This window comes from Cryobacterium mannosilyticum, from assembly GCF_004402705.1.
Lineage (GTDB): Bacteria > Actinomycetota > Actinomycetes > Actinomycetales > Microbacteriaceae > Cryobacterium > Cryobacterium mannosilyticum.
Genome location: NZ_SOFM01000041.1, coordinates 1 through 24,429, shown reverse-complemented (window position 1 = coordinate 24,429; position 24,429 = coordinate 1). Strand labels below are relative to the sequence as shown.

21 protein-coding genes are annotated in these 24,429 nt (G+C 69.9%); 9 read left to right on the top strand and 12 right to left on the bottom strand.

The annotated features are described in order from the left end of the window. Positions 1–50: 50 nt before the first annotated feature. Both E3O32_RS13135 and E3O32_RS17730 read right to left on the bottom strand, forming a co-directional pair. The gene (locus E3O32_RS13135) at positions 51–920 is read right to left on the bottom strand and encodes an alanyl-tRNA editing protein (protein WP_134510228.1); all 870 of its coding nucleotides are present in this window, start codon (positions 918–920) and stop codon (positions 51–53) included. 111 nt (positions 921–1,031) lie between these two features. Further along, positions 1,032–1,154 carry a hypothetical protein gene (locus E3O32_RS17730; protein WP_255453709.1) on the bottom strand — a complete coding sequence of 41 codons (123 nt, stop codon included), beginning with the start codon at positions 1,152–1,154 and terminating at the stop codon, positions 1,032–1,034. A gap of 219 nt (positions 1,155–1,373) precedes the next feature. Between E3O32_RS17730 and E3O32_RS13130 the strand changes: the two genes are divergently transcribed. Next, entirely contained in the window at positions 1,374–1,616 is a 243-nt protein-coding gene (locus E3O32_RS13130; protein WP_134510226.1) for a hypothetical protein, read from the top strand. Here E3O32_RS13130 and E3O32_RS13125 read toward each other — a convergent pair whose 3' ends face one another. Genes E3O32_RS13125 through E3O32_RS13115 form a run of 3 tightly spaced genes read right to left on the bottom strand, consistent with a single transcriptional unit; the run spans position 1,617 to position 4,996 of the window. Beyond that, entirely contained in the window at positions 1,617–2,963 is a 1,347-nt protein-coding gene (locus E3O32_RS13125) for a threonine/serine exporter family protein (protein ID WP_134510224.1), read from the bottom strand. Then, a complete protein-coding gene (locus E3O32_RS13120) occupies positions 2,956–4,122 on the bottom strand; it encodes an acyl-CoA dehydrogenase family protein (RefSeq protein ID WP_174776516.1) in 1,167 nt (388 codons plus the stop codon). Before E3O32_RS13120 ends, E3O32_RS13125 begins: the two co-directional genes overlap by 8 nt. A gap of 10 nt (positions 4,123–4,132) precedes the next feature. After that, the gene (locus tag E3O32_RS13115; RefSeq protein ID WP_134510220.1) at positions 4,133–4,996 is read right to left on the bottom strand and encodes a DUF4349 domain-containing protein; all 864 of its coding nucleotides are present in this window, start codon (positions 4,994–4,996) and stop codon (positions 4,133–4,135) included. Positions 4,997–5,110: 114 nt separating this feature from the next. Between E3O32_RS13115 and E3O32_RS13110 the strand changes: the two genes are divergently transcribed. The 3 genes from E3O32_RS13110 to E3O32_RS13100 all read left to right on the top strand — a co-directional run bounded on the left by E3O32_RS13110 (position 5,111) and on the right by E3O32_RS13100 (position 7,727). After that, the gene (locus E3O32_RS13110) at positions 5,111–6,004 is read left to right on the top strand and encodes an alpha/beta fold hydrolase (protein WP_134510218.1); all 894 of its coding nucleotides are present in this window, start codon (positions 5,111–5,113) and stop codon (positions 6,002–6,004) included. 35 nt (positions 6,005–6,039) lie between these two features. Beyond that, positions 6,040–7,026: an aldo/keto reductase gene (locus E3O32_RS13105; protein ID WP_134510216.1), complete on the top strand. Its 987-nt coding sequence runs from the start codon at positions 6,040–6,042 to the stop codon at positions 7,024–7,026. A 164-nt stretch (positions 7,027–7,190) separates the two neighbouring features. Then, entirely contained in the window at positions 7,191–7,727 is a 537-nt protein-coding gene (locus tag E3O32_RS13100) for an SRPBCC family protein (RefSeq protein ID WP_134510215.1), read from the top strand. Positions 7,728–8,099: 372 nt separating this feature from the next. Here E3O32_RS13100 and E3O32_RS13095 read toward each other — a convergent pair whose 3' ends face one another. The 4 genes from E3O32_RS13095 to E3O32_RS13080 form a co-directional block, all read right to left on the bottom strand. Then, entirely contained in the window at positions 8,100–10,157 is a 2,058-nt protein-coding gene (locus tag E3O32_RS13095; RefSeq protein WP_134510213.1) for a DUF222 domain-containing protein, read from the bottom strand. A 72-nt stretch (positions 10,158–10,229) separates the two neighbouring features. Next, the gene (locus tag E3O32_RS13090) at positions 10,230–11,870 is read right to left on the bottom strand and encodes a GMC family oxidoreductase (RefSeq protein WP_134510211.1); all 1,641 of its coding nucleotides are present in this window, start codon (positions 11,868–11,870) and stop codon (positions 10,230–10,232) included. Beyond that, positions 11,867–13,474, bottom strand: coding sequence for an AMP-binding protein (locus tag E3O32_RS13085; protein WP_134510209.1), 1,608 nt, complete (start codon positions 13,472–13,474; stop codon positions 11,867–11,869). The genes E3O32_RS13090 and E3O32_RS13085 overlap by 4 nt, the downstream gene beginning before the upstream one ends. 85 nt (positions 13,475–13,559) lie before the next feature. Then, entirely contained in the window at positions 13,560–15,329 is a 1,770-nt protein-coding gene (locus E3O32_RS13080) for an aldehyde dehydrogenase family protein (protein WP_134510207.1), read from the bottom strand. Between the two features lie 181 nt (positions 15,330–15,510). On the opposite strand from E3O32_RS13080, the gene E3O32_RS13075 reads away from it, so the two are divergent. Next, positions 15,511–16,746 (top strand): PucR family transcriptional regulator, encoded by a 1,236-nt coding sequence (locus tag E3O32_RS13075; RefSeq protein ID WP_134510205.1) that lies wholly within the window; start codon positions 15,511–15,513, stop codon positions 16,744–16,746. Between the two features lie 46 nt (positions 16,747–16,792). Here the strand turns inward: E3O32_RS13075 and E3O32_RS13070 are convergent, their stop codons facing one another. Then, entirely contained in the window at positions 16,793–17,617 is an 825-nt protein-coding gene (locus E3O32_RS13070; protein ID WP_134510203.1) for an aldo/keto reductase, read from the bottom strand. A 147-nt stretch (positions 17,618–17,764) separates the two neighbouring features. After that, positions 17,765–18,973 (bottom strand): MFS transporter, encoded by a 1,209-nt coding sequence (locus tag E3O32_RS13065; protein WP_134510201.1) that lies wholly within the window; start codon positions 18,971–18,973, stop codon positions 17,765–17,767. A gap of 67 nt (positions 18,974–19,040) precedes the next feature. Between E3O32_RS13065 and E3O32_RS13060 the strand changes: the two genes are divergently transcribed. The 4 genes from E3O32_RS13060 (at position 19,041) to E3O32_RS13045 (ending at position 22,927) form a co-directional block, all read left to right on the top strand. Then, positions 19,041–19,892 carry a sulfurtransferase gene (locus E3O32_RS13060; RefSeq protein ID WP_134510199.1) on the top strand — a complete coding sequence of 284 codons (852 nt, stop codon included), beginning with the start codon at positions 19,041–19,043 and terminating at the stop codon, positions 19,890–19,892. A 330-nt stretch (positions 19,893–20,222) separates the two neighbouring features. Continuing rightward, positions 20,223–21,110 (top strand): ABC transporter substrate-binding protein, encoded by an 888-nt coding sequence (locus E3O32_RS13055; protein WP_134510198.1) that lies wholly within the window; start codon positions 20,223–20,225, stop codon positions 21,108–21,110. 3 nt (positions 21,111–21,113) lie between these two features. Next, positions 21,114–22,130 (top strand): amino acid ABC transporter permease, encoded by a 1,017-nt coding sequence (locus tag E3O32_RS13050; RefSeq protein ID WP_134510197.1) that lies wholly within the window; start codon positions 21,114–21,116, stop codon positions 22,128–22,130. Between the two features lie 44 nt (positions 22,131–22,174). After that, the gene (locus E3O32_RS13045) at positions 22,175–22,927 is read left to right on the top strand and encodes an amino acid ABC transporter ATP-binding protein (RefSeq protein ID WP_134510263.1); all 753 of its coding nucleotides are present in this window, start codon (positions 22,175–22,177) and stop codon (positions 22,925–22,927) included. Between the two features lie 278 nt (positions 22,928–23,205). Here the strand turns inward: E3O32_RS13045 and E3O32_RS13040 are convergent, their stop codons facing one another. Next, positions 23,206–24,216 carry an aldo/keto reductase family protein gene (locus tag E3O32_RS13040; protein ID WP_134510196.1) on the bottom strand — a complete coding sequence of 337 codons (1,011 nt, stop codon included), beginning with the start codon at positions 24,214–24,216 and terminating at the stop codon, positions 23,206–23,208. Between the last annotated feature and the right edge of the window lie 213 nt (positions 24,217–24,429).

The window sequence follows — 24,429 nt, the reverse complement described above, 5'->3', positions numbered from 1 at the left end:
GGCAGTTCCGATCCGTCAGCCATGACGTGCGCGACCCGCCGGCACGCCGGTCAGCCGACGAACGTGGCCATGGTCAGCACGGTGGTTCCGTCGACGTCGGCGGTCGACAGCTCGACCCGTGCCGAACCCAGTTCTGACAGCGACGACGGATGCGTGCCGCCACACGGAATCCGCACGGTGTGCCCGGGAAGTTCGAGCCCCCAGTACCGGCGGTCGGTGAGGCGGTCACCGTCGCGGTCGATCCGCACGCTCGCCCCCGTGGCCATCCATTCGGCCAGGCTCGCGTTGACCTGGGCCTCCACCGCGGCGAGACCGTCGACGAAGCCGTCGGTGACGAAGCCCTTGCGGCGCAGGGACTTGCCGAGCCGGTAGGTGTCGGTGGACCCGTTCTCGCCGATCAGGGACACGTCGATGGCCACGCCGTCGAAATCGGGGTGGCCGAGGCCGTCCGGCCGGGTGTCCTTCTTCCACCGGTCGGCGAGAGCGCGGTTGAGCGCGAGCGAGGCCAGGTGGCATCCGGTGTGCCCCGAGGATATCCGGCGACGGTGACCGGGATCGACGACGGCCTCGGCCTGGTCGCCCTCGGCGATGACGGCGTCGCCGGCCAGGAGGTGCACGACGACGAACGCCCAGCCTTCGGTGCCTTTGCCGACCGGGATCTCCCGGCCGAGGTGCAGCGTGGCCCCGTCCGTCGCTCCGACGACGCAGTCCAGCACGGGCAGTTCGGCTCCGGCGACGCGGAGCACGGCACGGTCGGCGCCCTGGTCGGGCCAGCCGGCGTCGACCGGGTGCACGCAGCTGCGCTCCAGCAGCACCGCGAGGCGACCGTCGGGGAGGCGTTCGCAGTGCAGGACGGTGGTGGAGTTCTCGGTCTCGCCGGAGGGGTACCCGACCAGGGTGTCCTCGAAGGGCAGCGTCACGATCGGATCCTTTCGAAGGCGGCGCCCACCGCGCGGACGTGCGGGGCGGACACAGGAAAGGTGCCGCCGCGTACACACGTGGCGGCACCCTCGGTAATGATGGAGGAGGCGCTAGGCCTTGCGGGCCTTCTCAGCCGTTTCGTTGGACTTGGCGTGCTTGTCGGCGCGCTTTTCCTTCAAGGACTTTCCGGCAACCTTCTTGGTCGCGTCTTTTTTGGGCGATTTGTCAGCCATGTGTACTCCTTCGATCCGAGCCCCAGCGGCACCGTGCCTTCGACCATACGCGGATTCGCCGGATTCGGCATCTTCCGGCTCCGCCCTGTGCAATAGTGCGTCTCCGTCGTAGTCTGTCTGCAGCGAGCCGCCGACCCGCGGCCGGCGATCCTGAAGCGGCACACCCTGACCCACACACCCCGACCGGCACACACCCTGACCGACACAGATTGGGAGATCATGAACGAGAAGACCACCTACCGAGCAATCTTCTACGGCGCCAACCCGATCGCGGCCGGCACGGAGCGGGAGTTGGAATACGTCGACGGCGGCTACCAGCAGACCGTCACTCTCGAGGTCACCGAGGACGGCGCCACTATTCGCCGCGTATTCAAGCTCGGGCATGTGACCGAGGAACCGATCTCCTACCGCTACGTCGAAGATCTGCACGATACCGCGGGCGAAGCGGACGTGCCCAACTAGCTAGATCCGCTTGCCCGGACTGCGGCTGAGCCGCACGGGCAGGGCCATCAGCGGGCCGACGAACCGACGCTGCAGGCGCCTGGCCGGACCCCAGACGAACTGAACGACGTATTGGGAGAGGATGGCACCCGCGGCCAGGGCGACCGCGACCGCGCCGGCCGTCAGCAGGCTCAGCAGCCCGTTGATGTCGCCGTCGGAGAGCTGCAGCAGGCCGCGGAACAGGATCAGGCCGGGCACGAGCGGCACGAGCGAGGTGACGACGATGACCAGCGGGGGTGTGCGCACGATCCGGGCGGCGACCGCCGCGGCCAGGCCGACGCCGATGGCGCTGGCACCGGACGACCAGACCAGCCCGAAACCGGCGGAGGCGGCCGCCAGGTAGAGGAACTCGGCGACGGCGCCGAGCACGCAGACCACCCAGAACGCGCGCCAGGGAACCTGCACGGCCAGGCCGAAACCGATCACGATGACCATGGATGCCACGAGCAGCACCGGCAGGTCGGCCAGGGTCGGCGTCAGGTTGGCGTCCACCCTCAGCTGGAGGCCGAACCGCGCGAGCAGCAGTGACGCGCCGGCGACGCCGGTGACCAGCCCTCCGGTGATCAGGAGCGCCTCCATCAGCCGCGCCGTGCCGGTCAGGTAGAACCCGGAGAGGGTGTCGTGCACCGCGCCGAAGGTGGTCACCCCGGCGAGGAGCATGATGATGGTCGCGATGACGACGAGGGACGGGTTCGCCGTCGGGTCGATCAACGCCACGATCGCGGCCACGATCGGGCCGATCGCGCCGCCGACGACGTTCTGGTAGAACAGCGGAGCCTGGCGCCGGTCGAGGGCGGTCGTGATCATGTCGATGAAGAAGGTGGCGACGAACGCCGCCGCGAGCACGATCGGCCCGCCGCCGATGAGCACGGCGGCCCCGGCGCCGACGAGGCTCCAGCCCAGGCGCCGGTAGAGCGCCGGGACCTGCGGCCTGGAGCTGACAATGGTGGCCAGGGCCTTGCGGGCGTCCGAGACCTCCATCGGCTGGTCGAGCAGGTCCACGATCAGCTCGGAGGTGGCGGTGAGCTTGCCGTAGTTGAGCGAACGGTACTTCACGTTGCGGCTGCGGGTGATCGACTCGTGGGTGCCCGGGTCTTCGTGGGTGAGCGTGATGATGGTGTGGGTGATGTTGGCCTCGGTGCCCTTCAGCCCGTAGGCGCGGGTGATGGCCTCCATCGCGGCCGTCGCGTCCTCGGCGCCGGCGCCGGCGGCGAAGATGACCTCGGCCAGGCGCATCGTGAGGTCCAGAACCGAACGGGTGTAGGCGGCGTTGTCGAAGACGCCGATGCTGGTCGTCGGATCAGACATCGATCGGTCCCAGCCAGGCCGCCGCGACCGTGGAGTGCGCGGATTCGGCGTCGGAGGGGTGGAACAGGCCGGCGAGCACGTCCCGGTAGAGCCGACCGAGCTCGTTGCCCGCGTAGTAGCTGCTGCCGCCGGTCACGCGGATGGCCTGGTCGACGGTCAGCCTCGCAGTCTCGGTGGCACGGTGCTTGAGCCCGGAGAGCAGGGCGAACCACTGGGAGCCGTGGTCGACGAGGGTGTCCACATCGGCGGCGAGCGCGTCGATCTGCGGGTAGATGCCGTCCATCAGGATGGCGGCCTCCGCGACGCGCCAGCGGATGTCCGGATCCTGGGCCAGGCTGCGCCCGTCGTGCCGCAGGGAGGTGCGTCGCTCGGCCGCTTCGACGGCGAGTTCGACCGCGCGCCGGCCGATGCCGGTGTACACGGCGGCGAGGAGGATCTCGAAGTTGGCGAAGATCGCGAAGATGAGCGGGTCGCGGCTGGGCCCGGGATCGAGCCGGCGGAACACCCGGTCGGGCCGGGCGAGGGCGCCGTCGAGCACGGTGGTCTGGCTCTGGCTGGCGCGCATGCCGAGCGTGTCCCAGTCGTCCTTGCGGGTGATGCCGGGGTCGCTGCGGTCGAGGAACGTCCAGACGATCTTCGGTGCGTCCGGGGAGGTCGTGTCCAGCCCCATGGTGCCGAGCCGGGTCCAGGCGGGGGAGAGGGTGGTGAAGATCTTGGTGCCGGTGAACCGGTAGCCGCCGCCGTGCTGCGGGCGGGCGTCCGTGATCGAACCGGTCAGGACCAGGTCGTTGCCTGGCTCGCTCACGCCGAAACCGAAGATCTCCCCGGTGCCGGCCTCGTGCAGGAGGAACGAGAGCGAGGTGTCGCCGCGGTCGTGCAGGGTGCGGGCGACGCCGGTCCAGACCAGGTGCATGTTGACGGCGAGGGCCGTCGCCGGGGCGTGGGCGGCGAGGCGCACCTGGTCGCGGGCGACGTCGCGGAGGCTCCGGCCAAGGCCGCCGAACTCGATCGGAACGAGGGCGCGGAGGTAGCCGCAGGCGGCGAGCTCGGCGAGGTCCTCCGTGGGGAAGGTGTTGGCCTGGTCGTGGCCGGGGGCCCGGGAACGGATCCGTTCGAGGAGGTCGTCGCCGAGCGGGGAGAGGCTGTCGGACGTCGTCACAGACTCCAGCCTAGGCAGCCTTGCGCTTCCTCGTCGACAGCCAGACGATCAGCAGCACGATTGCGGCGACCGCGCCGAGCGCGAGCAGCCAGGGCAGGACGAAGCCGATTCCGATCAGGGCGCCGCCCAGAGCCGCGACGAGGGCGTTCCAGCCGGCGACGATTCCGGTCCAGAAGCTGTCGGGGGAGCCGGGAGCGACCGTGCCCGTGGAGTAGAGGTCGAGGCTGATGGTTGAAAAATCAACCTGATCGGAGAGGTAATCACGCTGGGACTGGAGCCCTTCGAGCTCGCTCTGTCGGGCGGACAGGGCGCTTTCGATGGCGATCAGGTCGGTGGTGCTGGTTGCCTGCTGCATCAGGGTGAGCAGCCGGTCGACCGAGGTCTTCAGCGACGTGATCCGGGCGTCGAGATCGGTGGTCTGCTGGGTGATATCCGATGCGTTGAGTGAGACGAAATTGACGGTGCCGAGCTTCTTCAGCTCGGCGAGCGTGCGGTCGAGCTCGTCAGAGGGGATGCGCAGGGTCAGAGTGGCGCTCGCCGGCTGGTTCGGGGTGGCCGGGTTCTCGGTGCGGCTGTCGATGCGTCCGCCCGCCTGTTCGGTGATCATCACGGCATCCTGGGCGGACTTGATCGGATCGTCGACGGTGATCGACACCGAACCCGTCGTGATCACGTCGCGGTTGGAGGACTTGATCTCACCCGTTGTGCCGTCCTTGACGGCTGAGTCGGGCGAGACGGGCTGGGGGGCTCCGACGACGCCGCCGGATGAGTCGGAACTGGACGGGCCCGACCCCGAGGTCGACGCACCCTGCGCGGAACAACCGGCCAGCAGCAGGACGGCGATAGCCAATGCGACAACGGAGATGCGCTTCATGGCCCCACTGTAGGGTCAGGGTGGATGCCACTGTCTGAATGCTCTCTGGGAGTCGAATCACAATCGGATCTCGGCCGCCTGAACGGAACCGGCACGGGCGAGGATACTGGAACCATGACGTGGTGGAAGGCTCTGATCGAACGGCTTCGCCGGCGACGCCCACCGCTCCTGCACATCGCCACTGACGAGGGCTCCGGGCCGGTCGTGATCCTGGTCCACGGCATCGCGTCGTCGTCGGTGACCTTCCGGGAGGTCGTGCCCTTGCTCGTACCCGGGCACCGGGTGATCGCCGTCGACATCCTCGGTTTCGGCGAGTCACCGGCCCCCGAGGGCTGCGAATACCGGCTCGAAGACCACGTCGAAGCGCTCGACGCCACGGTCCGGTCCCTGAATCTGCGGGAGCCGATCATCCTCGTCGGCCACTCGCTCGGCAGCCTGATCGTGGCCCGGTACGCGTCGTTGGCGCGCACCCGGATGTCCCGGCGCAGCCAGGTCTCCCGGGTGGTGCTGGTCGGGCCGCCGGTCTACATCTCGCCCTCCGACATCGGCGACCGCTGGGTGCGGGCGCGGGTGAGCGCCTACCTGCGTGCCTACGATTTCCTGCGCCTGAACAAGGACTTCACGATCAGCAACGCGGCCATCATCTCCCGGCTGCTGCCGAAGGGGATCTTCGAGATCTCCGAGCGCAACTGGACCCCGTTCGTGAAGTCCCTCGAGCACTGCATCGAGTCCCAGACGGTGGTCAGTGACATCGCCAGCCTCACGGTGCCGGTCGACGTGGTCTACGGCACCCTGGACGCCTTCATCGCGCTGGGCAGCATGACGGTGATCGAACGGATGCGCCACGTCACCATGCATCGGGTCGAGGCCAACGACCACCTGATCCGGCCGAGACTGGCGAGGGCGCTCGTGGCCGTGATCGACGCGGGTGGCGCGGTCGAGACGATGGCGTCGCCGGTCACGGAACCGGCCGGTGAACCGAGCGGGGAGCCGGCCGCGGACCGCTGACCGGTCGGCGGTCCTGCGGTGGTTAGGCTGGAAGCATGGACACTCGAACCCTGGGCAAGACCGGCCGAACCGTTTCCGTGATCGGCCTCGGCACCTGGCAGCTCGGCGCGGACTGGGGTGATGTGTCGGAGGCCGAGGCGACGACAGTGCTCGCGGCATCCGTCGAGGCCGGAGTCACCTTCTTCGACACCGCCGACGTCTACGGTGATGGCCGGAGCGAGCAGATCATCGGCCGGTTCCTCGCCGGCAGCCCGGCCGGCGCCGGCATCACCGTGGCGACGAAGATGGGCCGCCGGGTCGACCAGCTCGCCGAGAACTACGTGCTCGCGAACTTCCGGGCCTGGACCGACCGGTCGCGCGCCAACCTCGGCATGGACACCCTGCACCTCGTGCAGCTGCACTGCCCGCCGAGCGCCGTGGTCGAGTCGGACGAGGTCTACGACGCGCTCGACACCCTCGTGGCCGAGGGCGCGATCGCCAACTACGGCGTCAGTGTGGAGACCTGCGACCAGGCCCTCGCTGCCATCACCCGGCCCGGCCTGGCCACCGTGCAGATCATCCTCAACGCGTTCCGGCTCAAGCCGCTCGAAGAGGTCGTGCCGTCCGCGCGCGCCGCGGGCGTCGGCATCATTGCCCGGGTTCCGCTGGCGAGCGGGCTGCTGACCGGCAAGTACACCCGCGACACGGCCTTCGCGACGAACGACCACCGCAACTACAACCGTGACGGCAGCGCCTTCGACGTGGGGGAGACCTTCTCCGGAGTCGACTATGAGACCGGCCTCAAGGCCGCGGCCGAGTTCGCGGCGATCGTGCCCGACGGCCTCACTCCGGCGCAGGCGGCGCTGGCCTGGGTCGCGCAGATCGACGGCGTGAGCTCGGTCATCCCCGGCGCCCGGTCGGTGGCCCAGGCCGAGGGCAACGCGGCAGCCGGCTCCATCCCACAGCTCAGCCTCGAGTTCAATGAAGGCGTGCAGGACATCTACGACCGGATGCTGCGCGACCAGATCCACCCGCGCTGGTAGCGGATCCGTCACCGGTCGGGCCCGCGGCCCGGCCGCCGGGCCGGCCCGGCCCGTGGACGAGCGTGCCCCGGTGATTGAGCCTGGCCCAGGCGATTGAGCCTGCCGGAATCCGAGGCCATACTGGTGCGCAACAACGGATGCGACAGGTCCGCGAGGAGGCCGCCATGGGCGACGACTACAGCTTCCACACCGAGTGGCGGGTCGCCGGAACGACGGCCGAAGTGGCCCGGGTTCTGAGCGACGCGCGGAGCCTCCCCCTCTGGTGGCCCTCGGTCTACCTGGCGGCGCGCATCCTGGCTCCGGGTGCGGCCGATGGCCGTGGCGCAGTCACCGAACTGCACACCAAAGGCTGGCTCCCGTACACGCTGCGGTGGACCTTGACGGTGAGCGAGCCGGTCACCGAGGCCGGCTTCGCGGTGACGGCGACCGGCGACCTGATCGGCACGGGCCGCTGGAGCTTCGCCCAGAACGGCCCCGAGGTCGAGATCGGCTATGACTGGCAGGTCAGCGCGGCCAAGCCTCTGCTCCGCCGGCTGACCTGGCTGCTGCGGCCCGCGTTCTCGGCGAACCATCGTTGGGCGATGAGGCGTGGCGAGGAGAGCCTCCGGCTGGAACTACGCCGGCGCCGAGCGCCAACAGCCCAGGATGCGAAGCGAATCCCGCCACCGCCTGGCCCCACCTTCCGCCGCCGCGCAGTGTGATCCATCGGCCACCCGGCTTCGCGCCCCTGCGGCGCGCCGAATCTCCGCCGCAGATCCTGGTAGATCAGACCCGGATGGTCGCGTCGGCACCGGCCTATGGGCGAACCCCTAGAGACCCCGCCCCGCCTCGGTGGTCGAACTCGTCGAGACCTGGGAGGGCGCGCTGGCTCCGATGGTTGAGCGCGTCGCCACCAGGCGCCATGATTTCGGCGAGCGCAATCACGCGTGGTCGAGTCCGTCGAGGCCCCGGGAACCTCCGCTGGTCGCGCCCGTCGAGGCCGTGGTGCCCCGATTTCGCCGACCTCACTCGTGGGGGTCACTGCCGGTCTGGCCCCGGTGAACCGGCAGGTCTGGCCCGGCTGAACCTGCCGGTCAGTCCGTGTCCCGGTCCCGGGTTGGCGTGCCCTGGTCGAGTTGGCGGTGGGTCTTGCTGGGGAGGGGGATGAGCGCTTGTGCCGGGTCGACTGTGACCGGTGGCTTTAGCCAGTAGTGGTCGCCGCCCCGGAGGATGGTCCAGCCCGTGTTGTGGAGGAGCAGGTGGTGGGGGTGGCAGAGGCAGACTCCGTCGGCGAGGTCGGTGTAGCCGTGTTCGAGGAGCCACTCTTTGAGGTGGTGGGCTTCGGTCCAGGCGGGTGGCCGGTCGCAGTCGGGCCAGACGCAGCCGCCGTCGCGGGCGCCCAGGGCGGTGCGTTGGGCGGGGGTGAAGAGGCGTTGTTCTCTGCCGACGTCGGTGGGTTGGCCCGTGTTGTCGAAGAGGATTCCGAGGTAGCCGGTGTCGCAGAGTTGTCGTTCGACGGTGGCGAGGGAGATCGGAGCGGGGCTGCCCTCAATGGACCCGTGCCCGGCCGCGAGAATCACGGCCGTCCCCGGTTGTCCCGGCTGGCCGGGTTCGCCGGGCTGGCTGGGTTCGCCGGGCTGGCTGGGCTGGCCGGGTTTGCCGGGTTCGCCGGACAAGTCGGGTTCGCCGGGTTCGCCGGACAAGTCGGGTTCGCCGGGTTGGCCGGACAAGTCGGGCTGGCCGGGTTGGCCGGACAGGTCGGGTTGGCCGGGTTGGTCGGACAGGTCGGGTTGGCCGGGTTCGCGGGACGGGTCGGGTTGGTCGGGCTGGCCGGACAGGTCGGACAGGTCGGGTTGGCTGGGTTGACCGGGTTGAGTGGAGGGGGCGGCTGTGTCAGGTCTGACCGTCGGCAGGGGCCGGGGGCCTGCTGGCGTCTCGGATGCTCCCGGTGCTTCAGATGCCCCGGTGAGGTGGGGTGTTGATGGTGTTGAGGGAGATGTGCCGGCCGGTGCCTGGGTTGCGCTCCCGCTCCAGGTGCTGGTGTCGGCACCGCCGGCGACGGCGCGGGTGCCGGTGTTGGTGCGGGCGTTGGTGTGGGTGGCGTCGGTGAGGTCTTTGTGGGTGACGATGATGCGCACGGCGGGGCGGCGGCCGCCGAGCATCTGGCCGGGGTCGACTTCGCCGGCGATCTTGAGTAGTTGCACGAACGAGTCCGCGGCGATCTGCGCGGTGCTGCGGGGGTCGTCCTGGATGGCCTTGGCCCAGGCTTTGCGCTTCGGGTCGACGAAGCGCACGCCGCCGCGTCGGGGGCTGGTGATCGAGTCGTAGGTGGAGAGCACGAACTCGCCGTCTTCGGGGGCGAAGAGCCCGTGCAGGCGGACCTTGCCGTCGGCGAGGCGGTAGACCTTGAGGAACCGGTCGTCGTAGGCCTGCTTCTCCCTCGCGGCGATGCCGGCCTGGTCGAGGTCGTCGCGCATCCTTCGGGCGCGGGTGAAGCATTGGTCCGCGTTCAACTGACCGGCTTCGGCGAGGAGCCGGGTGAGGGCGGTGGCGAGTTTGTCGGCGGTGACGGCGGTATCGATATCGCCCAGGCCCTTACGGATCGATTCGGCGGCGTCGACGGAGAGGGTTCCAGCGGTCACGGCGCGAGCGATCGGCCCCTGCCACGACCCCGCACCGGCCGGATCGGGTGGGAAACTACCCGGGCCGCCCGAGCCGCCGCCCGCACCACCATCAGCGCCGGTCCCGTCAGCGCCGGTCCCGCCCGCGCCCGTCCCGTCAACACCGGGCGACCCGAGCGCGTCTGCGGCCTGCCGGTCGGCGGCCTCGGCCCGGGCGAGCATCGTGCCGACGGCGACGAGCTTGAATGCTTCGTTCTTGCTTGCGCCGGTGACCTTCTGGATCATCGCCTCCGGGGAGAGGAACCCCTGCTGCGCGGCCAGGCCGGAGTGGCCCAGCTCCGGGCGGGAGCGGTCGGCGATGGTCGCAGCCATCCACGCGGCCCGGGTCTCCAGCAACCGGCGTGCGGTGGCGATGTCTTTTTGACCGGCCAGCGCCGCAGCATCCGTCAGGGCCTCGTAGTCGGCGCTGGAGCAGCCCAGGCGGGCGACGGCATCCGCTGCCTGTCTGAGTTGCTCTGCCGGTGAGTCCATGCCACGAAGATACCAAAACACGAACACAAATATGAGGGTTTGTCACTACTTGTGGATAACTTATTCGAAGTTTCATTCCCGGGTGTCGACAGCCTCGACCGCAAGGCCCCTGGCCGCGAGCAGCAGGTCTGCGGCCTTCTCTCCGATGACGATTGTGGGCGCGTTCGTGTGGCCGCGGATGATCATCGGCATGATCGATGCATCCGCAACCCGGAGCCCATCGACGCCGCGCACCCGCAACTCCGGGTCGACGACCGAGTCGGGGTCGGAGCCCATCCGTGCGGTGCCGACCGGGTGGTAGAGCGTGTGTGCATGGTCGGTGACCGCCCGGGCCAGGCGCTCCGCGCTGCTCATGGCGGCGCTGTCGGGCGGCATGATCAGCCGGCCCGTGGTGTCCCCGCGCATCGTCGGGGTCTGGAGGAGGCGTTCGCACCAGGCCAGCCCGGCGAGCAGGGTCGCGAGGTCCGCACCGTCGGGGTCGCTCAGGTACCGAGGATCGACGACCGCCTTGGCGAACGGGTCCGGCGAGGCGAGGCTGACCCTCCCGGTGCTGCGGGGCTGCAGCAGGATCGCCCCGACCGTCAGCCCGTGCTCCGGCGTGGGCACCAGACCCTCCCCGACGTAGGCGACCGGCGCGAAGATGATCTCGATGTCCGCGAGGGCCAGCTCGGGGTTCGTGCGGATGAATCCGTAGGCCTCGGCGACGTTCGAGGTGAGCATGCCGCGTCGGCGGAGCAGATAGTCGGCGATCTGGCGGGGCTTCTGCGCGTCGAACAGCGTGTCGCCGGCGGTCTCGGCGACGAGTCCGGAGAGCAGATGGTCGCGCAGGTTCGCTCCGACCTCCGGCGAGTGGGCCAGGACCGGGATGCCGTGCCGTCGCAGTTCGCCGGAGTCGCCGATGCCCGACAGCATCAGCAGCTGCGGGGTGTTCACGGCGCCGCCGCACAGGATCGTCTCTCGCCGCGCGACCACCCGGTGTCGGCTGCCGCCCTGCAGGTATTCGACCCCGTTGGCGCGGCGGCCCTCGAAGAGAACCCGGGTGGCCTGGGCGCCTGTGCGCACGGTGAGGTTGCGGCGTCGCCTGGCCGGCTTCAGATAGGCGTCCGCCGTGCTGACCCGTGCGCCCCGATGCTGGGTGACCATGGTCTGGCTGAACCCCTCCGGCTGGGCGGCGTTCGGAGACTCGACCCTCAGGCCGAGCTCGGAGACCGCGGCCAGGAACGCCTTCGTGTGGCGACTGGGGCTTCTCTGGGGTTCGACGCTGACCGCTCCGTCACGGCCGTGCGAGGCATCCGTGCTGCCGGCGACGCGTTCGACCCGGCGGAAATAGGGCAGCAGCGCCGCCCAGGACCACTCCGGTCCGGCCTGGTCGGCCCAGCCGTCGTAGTCGGCCGCGAACCCGCGCACCCACATCATGGCGTTCATCGAGGAGGAGCCGCCGAGAACCCTCCCGCGCGGCCAGTAGACGCTGCGGCCGCCGAGGGGAGCCTGCGGGGTGGTGTCGTAGTTCCAGTCCAGGCCGGAGCGGAACAGCTGCGCGAACGCCGCCGGAATGTGGATCTCCGTCTTCTTATCGGCTGGCCCTGCTTCGAGGAGCAGCACCGAAGAGTCCGGGTCGGCGCTCAGCCGGGCCGCGAGGGCCGAGCCGGCCGACCCTGCCCCCACGATGACGTAGTCGAAGGACTCCTGAGTGCCCGGCACCTGCGCGGTCATCGCGCTGCCGCCGCAACCTGCAGCGCCTCGGCGGCGCGCAGGTCCTTCCGCAGGATCTTGCCCGACGCCGACTTGGGGATGCGGTCGACGAATTCCACCTTCCGCACCTTCTTATGCGGGGCAACCTGCCCGGCGACGAACGCGATCACGGCCTCCGCGGTGAGCTCGACGCCCGGCTGGAGCACGACGAACGCCTTCGGCACCTCCTCGCCGTGTTCGTCCGGCACGCCGATGACGGCCGCGTCGTAGATCGACGGATGCCCGAGCAGCAGCGCCTCCAGCTCGGCCGGCGCCACCTGGTAGCCCTTGTACTTGATCAGCTCCTTGAGCCGGTCGACGATCGTGACGTAGCCCTCCGAGCTGACCGTGGCGATGTCGCCGGTGTGCAGGAACCCGTCCGCGTCAAGTGTTTCGCCGGTGGCCTCTTCGTTGCCGAGGTAACCGAGCATGATGTTCGGGCCTCGGCAGAGCAGCTCGCCGGCCTCGCTGGTGCCCTCGGCCGGCTGGTGGATCTCCTCGCCGGTGTTCGGGTCGATCAGCTTGCACTCGATGTTCGGCAGGGTCAGCCCCACCGAATCGAGCGGGATGTCGTCGCGATCGAGGGGGATGGCGTGCGACACCGGGCTCATCTCGCTCATCCCGTAGCCCTGCCGCACCCGGCAGTCCAGCCTGGCGGCCACGGCGGCGCCGAGCGTGTGGTTGAGCGAGGCGGCGCCGGAGAAAATGGTGTGCACGCTGGACAGGTCGTAGTCGTCGACGAGCGGATGCTTCGCCAGGGCCACCGCGATCGGCGGCGCGATGAAGACATAGGTGGCCGCGTAGCCCTGGATGAAACGCAGGAAGTCGGTCAGGTCGAAGCGGGGCATGGTCACCAGCCCGGCCCGACCGGCGAGGGCGATGTTCAGCAGCACCGTCATCCCGTAGATGTGGAAGAACGGCAGCACGGCCAGCACCCGGTCGTCGGGTTTCGCGCCGAGCAGCGGCAGGGACTGGGCGACATTCGCGACCAGATTTCGGTGGGTGAGCATGACGCCCTTGGGGTGCCCGGTCGTGCCGGAGGAGAACGGCAGCACGGCCAGGTGCGTGGCCGGGTCGATGCTCACCGTGGGGGCAGGATGTCCCGCCGCCAGGAGGTCGCGGAGTGACGCGTGCCCGGGAGAGCCGTCCAGCACGATGATCTGGTCGGCGCCGAGACCCGCGAGGTCGGCGGCCGCAACCGCCTGTTCGAGCAACGGCGACACCGTGAACAGCAGCCGCGCCCCCGAGCCGCGCAACTGGCCGGCGATCTCCTCCGCGGTGTACAGCGCATTGACCGTCGTCGCGGTGGCGCCAGCCCGCAGGATGCCGTGGAACACCGCGGCGAAGGCCGGCACGTTGGGCGAGTGCAGTGCCACGACCTCGCCGGGGGAGATCCCGCGGGCGGCGAGCGCCCCCGCGATCGCGCCGATCTGGCCGATCAGAGCCCGGTAGCTGGTTTCCGCCCCGGACGGCCCGTCGATCAGGGCGACCCGGTCGAGGTCGTGTTCGGCGATCCCGCCGAACAGGTAGTCGTAGACGCTGAGGTCGGGGATGACGACGTCGGGAAGAGGACTGGTGAATACCACGGCGAACTCCAGTGTTCGGGGAAAGTGCTGTTCGGGAAGAGGATACTGCGCGGTGCGGCCCGGGCGGGCTCGCCCGGGCCGATGTTCAGGCGCGGAAGGCCGCTGCGAAGACCCGGGGCATCCGCAGCCAGGACGGCCGGGCGGCGAACCCCGCGAGCAGGCGCCCGGTGGTGGCGGCGCTGCGTGCCGAGACGAACCAGGGCGGTTTCGGGAAGAGCGCGAACTCGCCGTGGGCGACCGATCGGGGGAACGGGCGGAACGGCCCGCTGACAACGGTGCGTTCCGGCGAATCGATCAGCAGGGCGTTGTGCACGACGCCTATTCCGCTCTGCACGTCGCCCAGGGTGTGCCCGGGGTAGGCACCCCAGGGAGCCGCGGCGGTGAGGAACCCGAGGCCGGTCCAGGTGTTGATCGCGATGGTGCCGTAGCGCAGCCGGGCGAGGGCGTCCCGGAAACCGTGGCCGAGCGCCCGGATCGTGCGCGGCTCGGCAATGACGTTCGCGCCGAGGGTGCCGAGGAAATCCCGGTTGACGGTGTCAATGGCGGCGTCGAGGAAGGATGCCCCGGTGCCAGGCAGCTCGACCACGCCGAGCACGGGCGAGAACGTCTCGGTCGACCTGATCGGCTCAGGGTCGTCGCCGTCGCCGACAACGACGAGGAGCCGACCGCCGTCGCCGAGGCGCTCGGCGAACGGATAAGCGGCGGCGGCTGCCGCCACCCTCCCCTCGCTGCCCGGATACCAGGCCGGGCGGGCCGGGGCGCGGCCGATCGCGTCCCGCAGCTCCGCCAGGAACGCGTCCTTCTGCGGCCAGTCGCGACTGAGCACGACCACCTGCCCGGCGATGCAGTTGTAGCCGCCGTTGTGCAGCCGCTGCGTCGCCACATGCTCGGCCTGGTAGCGCAGGTCGCGGCGGGTCCAGCGGCCGGGAAGCAGGATGATCGGGGCCACTCCGCCCAGTTCGCTGGTGATCGGCTTGGCCAGGACGGGGGAGCCGGCCGCCTTGCGCGCGGTGCCGGCCGCGCCCCGGCCGAAGACGACGGTGTCATGGGTGGCCGCGCTGCCGGTGATGTGAACGTGGGAGATGCCGGCGTGATGGGCCAGGTATCCGCCGACGTCGCCGTCGCCCGTCACGATGCGCAGCACGCCGTGCCGCACCAGGGGGGCGAGCGCGGCCTGGTAGACCGGCAGCATCCGTGCGAGCACCGGATTCAGCTTGAGCAGCACGACCCTGTTGTTCGCGATGAGTTCGTAGAGCACGTCAAGCGGCGGGATCGAGGTGATGTTGCCGGCGCCGAGCACGAGGCCCACACCCCGCGTCTGGGCGGGGTGGAGTTCGGCCAGGCCGGCCTGCGCCCTGACCGTGTCGGCGGTGACGCCGGGCGGCATCCACACCTCCGCACGGAAGCCGTGCAGCAGGACCGACTCGTGCGCGCTGTGCGGCAGCACCTGCACCGTCACCCGGTTGCCGGGGGCGGTGCCGAACCGGGACCCGGCCAGCGGGCTCTCACCCCGGCTGATCCGGGCCACGCTGCCGGCCAGGGTCGATGTCGCGGTCAGCACCGGGTACGGGCCGGAGATCCATTCCTCGCCGACCAGGGACGATGCGGCGTCGAGGCCCTTGACCTCGCTGGCGGTGCGGACCCAATTCTCGGCCTGCTCCGCGACGGCGGCGTGCACGGCGCGCAGCAGGCCGACGCGCTCGGGCAGCGGGGTGCGGGCCCAGCGCTGCTCGCCGGCGGCGAGTTCGGCGATCAGGGCGTCGAGTTCGGCCTGCCCGGCCGCGGTGTCCGGGGCGAGGCCGGCGCCGGAGGGCGAGGCGCTGGTTGGGTCGAAGGACGGCTCGGTGACGGTCATCAATCTCCTGTGATCGTTGACGGGTGCGCGCCGCCTGTTCGGGTGCACAACTCGGCTCGCTGGTAGTGCTCCACTCTCTCGTCGCATCCCGGCTCGCGCCATGGGCGGTCGCCGCCGGATCCGACGGCATCTTTGTGCCGTCGCACAAACTAATTGGTCGGGGGCGTCGTAGCATGGCGTCATGGCGGATCAATGGGGAACCCTGGAGCGCGGCGACGGCAATGGCACGACCGGGGTGGGCGCCACCGCGGCGGGCGCCACCAGGCGAATCGCGATCGAACTCTTCACCGGGCTGATCGACTCCGCCGACGTACTGACGGATGCCGTGTGCGCCCAGATCGTCGCCGGGGAGCAGGCCTACGGAGCCAGGAGCCTGCTGCCCTACGAGGTGCTGCACGGGATCGTCGGCGAGAACATCGCAGCCCTTGCGCGGGCCCTCGTCGACGGCACCGCGACCCTCGACGCACCGCGGCGGGCCGGGCAGGTCAAGGCGGAACACGGCATCCCGATGGCAAGCCTGCTGCACGCCTATCGCCTGGCCGGTCTCCAGATCTGGGAGGTGCTGGTCACCCGGTCGGTCGCCGGCCAGAGTTTCGAGGCGCTGCTGCTCGTCTCCGGCGAGGTCTGGGGCATGATCGACACCTTCTCGAACGCTGCCGCAGAGGCGTACCGGGCGGTCGTCGACGCGCAGGACCGCCGCAACCAGCAGGCCAGGAGCCTGCTGCTGCTCAGCGTCCTCGACGGCAGCGCCACCGCGGTCGACGCCGGACGCGCCCTGAGGGCGCTCGGGCTTCCCGAGCACGGCACCTTCCTGCTCGTCGCCGCCGAGCTGAGCGCCACGGGGGCGGATTCGCTGCCAGGCCTCTCGCAGACGCTGCGTGCCGCCGGGATCGCCTCGGCCTGGACCACCCTGCAGGGCGACCAGATCGGCCTGCTCGGTCTCGCCGCGGCGGGCGGGATGGCCATCGTCCAGTCGACCCTCGCGTCAGCGGCGACGACCCGGGTCGGGGTCAGCCGCCCCTTCACCGTCGTCGGCGAGGCACCGGATGCGCTCCGCCAGGCCCGGATGGCGGTCGGCTGCGTCCTGCCGGGGGGAGCCGGGGCGCACTCATACGGCACCGCGCCGCTCGACCTGCTGCTGGTCGCGCAGCCGGGCTACGCCGCCGAGTTGCAGGAGGCGGTGCTCGGCGGTCTCCTCGCGGCGCCGGACCGCGACGTGTTGCTCCAGACCCTCGAGGAATGGTTCGCCGCCGACGGGTCGACCGCGCTGACGGGCCGCCGCCTGCATTGCCACCGCAACACCGTGTTGTACCGGCTGGCCCGGATCACGGAGCTCACCGGGCGGATGCCGTCGCGCCCGGCCGAAGCCGCCGAACTGCACGCGGCGCTGCGAGCCACCCGGCTGGCCGGGCGCTGAGGCGCCGGTCGGTCCGGGTTGCACCGGTCGGTCCGGGTCGCGCCGGTCAGTCCAGGTCGTCGGGGTCCTTGCCGGTGCGCTCGCCGGAGTCGAGGCCGCCGATCGCGGCCAGGTCCGCCTCGTCGAGGGTGAAATCGAACACGTCGAGGTTCTCGCGGATGCGCACCGGGGTCACCGACTTCGGGATCACCGCGTTGCCGAGTTGGAGGTGCCAGCGGATGACCACCTGGGCGGCCGATTTGCCGTGCCGTGCCCCGATCCGGTCCAGGGTCCTGTTCCCGATCGCACGGCCGCGGGCCAGCGGCGACCACGCCTCGGTCAGGATGCCGTGGGCCGCGTCGTACTCGCGCAGGGCGGCCTGTTGCAGCCAGGGGTGCAGCTCGACCTGGTTGATCACGGGGGCCAGGGCGCTCTCCGCGAGCAGGCGGTCAAGGTGGTGGGTGTGGAAGTTGGACACCCCGATCGAGCGGGCCCGTCCCTCCGCGCGCAGGACCTCGAGGGCGCGCCAGGTCTCGAGGTACCGGTCCTGGCGCGGCGCGGGCCAGTGGATCAGGTACAGGTCGACGTAGTCCAGGCCGAGCTTGCCGAGGCTCTCGTCGAAGGCGCGCAGGGTCTCGTCGAAGCCGTGGCGGTCGTTCCACACCTTCGTGGTCACGAACAGCTCGTCCCTGGGCAGTCCCGACCGCGCGATGCCGTGGCCGACTCCCGTCTCGTTGTCGTAGAGCGCGGCCGTGTCGATGTGACGGTAGCCGGCCTCGAGCGCGACCTGCACGGTCTCGGCGGCCGTGGCATCCGGAACCTTGTAGACACCCAGGCCGAGCTGCGGGATGCTGTGTCCGTCGGTGAACCGAAGCGAGGGGGAAAGGGTCATCCCCCTATTAAACCGGCCTCGGGTCGTCCTCGCCGAACTGAGAGAAAGGCACCTTCCCGGCAAACCGGGCCGAACTCACAGTTCGGCGAAGAGCTTCGGCGCGTTGAGGTGGGCCGGGGCGAGCGTGACCGGACGGGCCGAGCGGGGCTAGGAGACCTGAACCTGGATCGGGGCGGTGTCGGGGATCGGGCTGGCGTCGCGGCCGCGCAGGTCGGGGTGCCAGCGCCGGCCGATCGCGGGGATCAGCGTGCCGAGCGCCGCGAAGCCGGCCGCGACCATGATCGCCGCGCCTGCCCCGCTGTGGTCGATCATGAAGCCGGCGATCGCAGACCCCATTGCGGCACCCATCAGTTGGCCGGTGCCGACCCAGCCGTAGGCCTCGGCGGTGTCGCTGAACTTGACGCTCGCGGAGACGATGCCGAAGAGCACGGCGAACGCGGGCGCGATGCCGATGCCGGCGAAGAGGAGGGTGCCGGCGAGCCACCAGAAGTTGAGGCCGAGGGTGGCGAGGCCGAGGCCGACGGTGACGATGAGCATCCGGCTGGCGAGCGCCCACGGCCCGATCGGCGCATGCCCGAGGGCGAGGCCGCCGACGAGCGACCCGGCCGCAAAGATGCCGAGCACCCAGCCGGAGTCCGAGCTGCCGTGGCCGAAGGCGGCGACGACGCCCGCCTCGACCGCGGCGCAGGCGGCCACGAGCATGAAGCCGACGATGGTGCTCAGCATCACCGGCGGGCGCTTGAGCACGGCGCCGAGCTTGCGCCGGCTGCGGGGGATGCGCACCCGGCCGACCTCCGGCAGGGCCACGAACCAGATTCCGCCGCCGACCAGGAACGCGGCGGCGAGCAGGATGCCGGCGACGGAGCTGACCTGGATGGCCACGAAGGTGGCGATCACCGGGCCGAGCACCCAGATGATCTCCTGGGCGGAGGCGTCCAGGGAGAACAGCGGGGTGAGCTGGCGGGAGTTGACGATCTTCGGATAGATGGTGCGCACGGCCGGCTGGATCGGCGGCGTGGACAGGCCCGCGACCAGGCCGATGGCCATCAGCCCGGAGATCGGCAGGGTCACCAGGGCCATCACGATGATCGAGCCGGCGCAGACCACGAGGGTGCCGACGATGACCGGGCGCATGCCCCAGCGGCCCATCAGCCGGCTGGTGAGCGGCCCGGCGATGGCCTGGCCGATGCTCATCGCGCCGAGCACGAGGCCCGCCGAGCCGTAGGAGTCGTAGACCTGCTCGATGTGGATCAGGAACGCCAGCGAGAGCATCCCGAACGGGAAGCGTGCGGTGAGCTGTGCGGCGATGACGCGAGCAACGCCCGGGGTTTTCAGAAGGGTCCAGTAGCTGCTCACAATTACTCAAGTCTATGGCCGCGGATGCCCGCGCCCCCAGCTGAGGGGCACGGACTAGCGTTGACACGTGCAAACTCTGATTTCGGCCGATGACCTCTCCCGCCGGCTTGCCGGGCGGGACGATATCCGCGTGCTCGACGTGCGCTGGCAGCTCGGCGGCCCGCCCGGCCTCGGCGAGTACCGCTCCGGCCACATCCCCGGCGCCGTCTACGTCGACCTCGACACCGAGCTCGCCGGGCACGGCGGCCCGGAGGACGGCCGGCATCCGTTGCCTGGCAGCGCCGATCTGCAGGCCGCGGCCCGGCGCTGGGGGCTGCACGACGGCGACACCGTCGTGGTCTACGACGACCTCGGCTCCCAGTCGGCGGCCCGGGCCTGGTGGCTGCTGCGGCACGCCGGGATGCGCGACGTGCTGCTGCTCGACGGCGCGCTGGCCGCGTGGCGCTCGGCCGGCCTTCCCCTCGCCGTGGGCGACGAGAAGCCGCCCGTCGCCGGTACCGTGCACCTGGCCTACGGCGCTCTCGCGACCATCGACGCGGACACCGCCGCGGCGGTCGCGCGCACCGGGGTGCTGCTCGACGCGCGCGCCGGCGCCCGCTACCGCGGCGAGACGGAGCCGATCGACCCCAGGGCCGGGCACATCCCCGGCGCGGTGAGCGCGCCGACGAGCGACAACCTCACGCCAGACGGGCGCTTCCGCCCGGCCGAGGAACTCCGGGAGCGCTTCGAGGCGCTGGGTGTGAGCGCGATGCGGCCGGTCGGCGTCTACTGCGGGTCGGGGATCACGGCCGCGCACGAGGCGGCGGCACTGGCCATCGCCGGCTTCGTGCCCTACCTCTATCCGGGCTCGTGGTCGCAGTGGTCCAACCTGCCGGATCGCCCGGTCGAGACCGGCGACGCCCCGTCCGCCGCGGAATAACGGATCCCGGGGTAGCCTGCGCCGGCACAGGGCGTCACGTTCGAGATGGAGTCTCTGCCGACACGCCGCGGGAACGGTCGTGCGGCGCGGCGCGTCGCGAGAAAGTCCACCCTGAACGGTCGCTCCGGGGGAGGGGCGTAATCCGCGTGAAACACAAGGGTGGCCATACTGGTCACGGGCGGGTCCGACGCTCAGGATGGCTGGCTCAAAACGTTATCTACGCACGGAATCCGCGTCATCGAGGTGTTATATGCTCACATTTGTCGCAAACCGTTCACGGACCTCAATGACGAACCCGCAACATCCGACAACCACGAAGAAGGCCTAGCAATGCGCGCTAAATACCTACTCCCGGCCCTCGCCGCCGTCACCGCCCTGATGCTCACCGGCTGTGTCGACAACTCCACCCCCGCCACCGGCGGCTCGACCGCCGGGAGCGTGACCAAGGACGAGAAGGCCGCGGCCCTCCTCCCCGCCGACATCGCCAAGACCGGCACGCTCCGCGTCGGCACCGACCCGACCTACGCCCCCAACGAGTTCAAGGACGAATCCGGTGCGCCGATCGGCTGGGGCATCGAGATCGCCAGCGCCGTTGCGGGCAAGCTGGGCCTGACGGCCGAGTTCCAGGTCGCCAAGTTCGACAACATCATCCCGAGCGTCACCGGCGGCAAGGCCGACATCGGCGAATCATCGTTCACCGACACGGTCGAGCGTGAGAAGCAGGTCGACTTCGTCAACTACTACACGGCCGGCATCCAGTGGGCCTCCGCCAAGGGCAAGGAGGTCGACCCCGACAACGCCTGCGGCCTCAAGGTCGCCGTGCAGGCCACCACGTTCGAGGACACCGACGAGGTTCCGGCCAAGAGCGACGCCTGCGTCGCCGCCGGCAAGCCGCCGATCGACAAGCTCAAGTTCGACACCCAGGATGCCGCGACCAATGCGGTCGTGCTCGGCCAGGCCGACGCCCTCAGCGCCGACTCGCCCGTCACGCTCTACGCGATCGAGCAGACCAAGGGCAAGCTCCAGCCCGCGGGCAAGACCTTTGACGTGGCGCCGTACGGCATCGTCGTCAAGAAGGGCTCAGACCTGACCAAGGCCGTGCAGGCCGCCCTCCAGTCGATGGTCGACGACGGCTCCTACGGCAAGATCCTCGACAAGTGGGGTGTGGCCGACGGCGGCATCGACAAGATCACGATCAACGCAGCCGCGAACGGTTAACCCATGAGCACCACAGAACGCAGTGGCGCGCCGGCGGGGAAGACCCCGTCGACGCCCGAACCGGCCTCCGTGCCGATCAAGGCGATCAGGCTGCGGCATCCGTGGCGGATGGTCTTCGCGGCAGTGATCGTCGTAGTCTTCGCACTCGTGATGATCGATGCGGCGTTCCGCCCGGCCTACGACTGGCCATCGGTGGGGAAGTACCTCTTCGACCGGCGGATCTCGCAGGCCGCCGTCGTCACGATCGAGCTGACGGTCTTCTCGATGGTGATCGCCATCGTCCTCGGGGTGATCCTGGCCGTGATGCGGCTCTCGCCGAACCCGGTGGTGAAGAGCGTGGCCTGGTTCTATCTCTGGGTCTTCCGCGGAACGCCGGTCTACGTGCAGCTGACGATCTGGGGTCTGATCTCGCTGATTTACTCGAGGATCGACCTCGGAATCCCGTTTACCGAGCCGTGGCTGTCGTTCCAGACGGGCGATCTGCTGAGCCTGTTCACCATCGCCGTGATCGGCTTGTCGCTCAACGAGGCGGCCTATATGGCAGAGATCGTGCGTGCCGGGCTGCTCGCGGTCGACCGCGGCCAGGAGGAAGCGGCCACTGCGCTCGGCATGAGCTGGGCGCAGACTATGACCCGGGTGATCCTGCCGCAGTCGATGCGGGTGATCATCCCGCCGACCGGGAATGAGGTCATCAGCATGCTGAAGACCACGTCGCTGGTCACCGCGGTGCCGCTCAGTACGGAGCTTTTCACCCGATCCAGGGACATTTCCGCGGAAACGTTCAATCCGATCCCACTGCTCATCGTTGCGTCGCTCTGGTACCTGCTCTTCACCTCGATTCTGATGGTGGGTCAGTACTTCCTCGAGAAGAGATTCGCGCGCGGGGTCGGCGACCGCCAGACGGAGAAGAAAGACCCAGGCACGGCAACGGGCGCGTTCACGGGAGTGATGCCCGTCGTCGGTTCGGACCCGCCCGCAGTGATCGTTCCACCGAAGAACGCCCCAGGAGGTACGCGATGAGCGCTACGAACGTGCCGTTGGCGCAATCCCACCCGGACGTGCCGATGGTGCTGGCGGAGCAGGTCTCCAAGAGCTTCGGCTCGAACGAGGTGCTCAAGGGCATCTCGCTCGAGGTGAAGCGCGGCGAGGTGATGTGCCTGGTCGGCCCGAGCGGGTCGGGCAAGTCCACCTTCCTGCGCTGCATCAACCACCTCGAGGTGCTCTCTGCGGGCCGGTTGAGCGTTGACGGCGAACTGATCGGCTACCGCGAGGCGAACGGCAAACTGTACGAGATGGCCCCGAAGGAAGCGGCCAGGCAGCGCCGGGACATCGGCATGGTGTTCCAGCGCTTCAACCTGTTCCCGCACATGACGGCGCTGCAGAACGTGATGGAGGCGCCGATCCGGGTGAAGGGCCTGCCCAAGGCCCAGGTCGAGCAGACCGCGCGTGACCTGCTCGCCCGGGTGGGGCTGGCCGAACGCGCCGACTACTACCCGGCGCACCTGTCCGGCGGCCAGCAGCAGCGGGTCGCCATCGCCAGGGCGCTCGCGATGGAGCCCAAGCTGATGCTCTTCGACGAGCCGACCAGCGCGCTCGACCCCGAGCTCGTCGGTGAGGTCCTCGACGTGATGAAGGGCCTGGCGAAGTCGGGCATGACCATGATCGTGGTCACCCACGAGATGGGCTTCGCCCGGGAAGTGGCCGACTCGCTCGTGTTCATGGACGGCGGTGTGGTCGTCGAAGCCGGCGACCCCGACCAGGTCCTGACCAACCCGCAGCACCGTCGCACCCAGGCGTTCCTGTCCAAGGTGCTCTAGCTGGTGCCGCAGGCGGCATCCGCGCAACGGATGCCGCCACCAACCCGGGTTCCGCCGAGACTTCCCGCTGAGCGGGCTTCTCGGGGGGACCCGGGCGCACCGCGAAACGGACGGGCGGGCGATCCGGTCGCGTCGAGTTCTTCCCTTCCGGTCGAGACCGAGTCGCGCGCCTGACGGGTGCGACCGAAAAGGTCGATCTCGGCGGGAGAGATGCGCGAGCCAGGGGCGAGGTGCTCGGCTCCTGCGTCACAGCGCGCCGAACGGCGGCTCTCGTTGCGTTATGCCGGGCGGCTCTGCGGCGCGGTGGCCGAGGTCATCGCGGAGTCGTGCTCGACGACGTCGCCGAGCACCTCGTCGATCTGCCTCATGCTCTCGGCCGGGATCCTCACGCCCGCGGCCTTGACGTTCTCGCGCACCTGCTCGGGCCGGGAGGCTCCGACGAGGGCGGCCGAGACGTTGTCGTTCTGCAGCACCCAGGCCACGGCCAGCTGCGCCATCGACAGGTCGAGGTCGGCCGCGATCGGCTCGAGCTTCTGCACCCGGGTGAGCACGTCGTCGTTCATGAAGCGGCTGATCATGTCGGCGCCGCCCTTGAGGTCGGTGGCCCGCGAGCCGGCCGGCGGGGCCTGGCCCGGCTTGTACTTGCCGGTGAGCACACCCTGGGCCACGGGAGACCAGACGATCTGGCCGATGCCGAGCTCGCGGGAGGTCGGTACGACCTCGTCCTCGATCACGCGCCACAGCATGGAGTACTGCGGCTGGCTCGAGATCAGTCTGAAGCCCAGCTCCTTCGAGAGAGCGTGTCCGGCGCGCAGTTGCGCGGGGGTCCACTCGCTGACGCCGATGTACAGCGCCTTGCCCTGCCGAACGATGTCGGCGAAGGCCTGCATCGTCTCTTCCAGGGGAGTCTCGGTGTCGAAGCGGTGGGCCTGGTAGAGGTCGACGTAGTCGGTCTGCAGGCGGGTCAGCGAGCCGTCGATCGACTCCATGATGTGCTTGCGGGACAGTCCGACGTCGTTGTGCCCCTTGGGGCCGGTCGGCCAGTAGACCTTGGTGAAGATCTCGAGGCTTTGGCGGCGCTGGCCTGTGAGGGCGGCGCCCAGCACGGACTCGGCCTGCGTGTTGGCGTAGGCGTCGGCGGTGTCGAAGCTGGTGATCCCCACGTCGAGCGCGGCATGCACGCACTGCGTCGCGATGTCGTTCTCGACCTGCGAACCGTGCGTGAGCCAGTTGCCGTAGGTGATTTCGGAGATTTTCAGGCCTGATGAACCGAGATAGCGAAATTCCATGCCCATAGCTTAGAGGAGGAGGGCCCGCGTGCGGCGGGTCGCGCCCGGCCGCATCCAGCGCTCGTCGCGGCACCTCGCGGCACCTCGCGGCGCATGCTGTGGCAGCAGGCGCATGTTCTAGAGCCTGTTGATTATTGGAGGCTGGCGATCCGAGGCCAGCGCTCAGTCCCATGTCGGATGTCGATGGGCTGGTGTCGGCGCGGGCGATCGGGC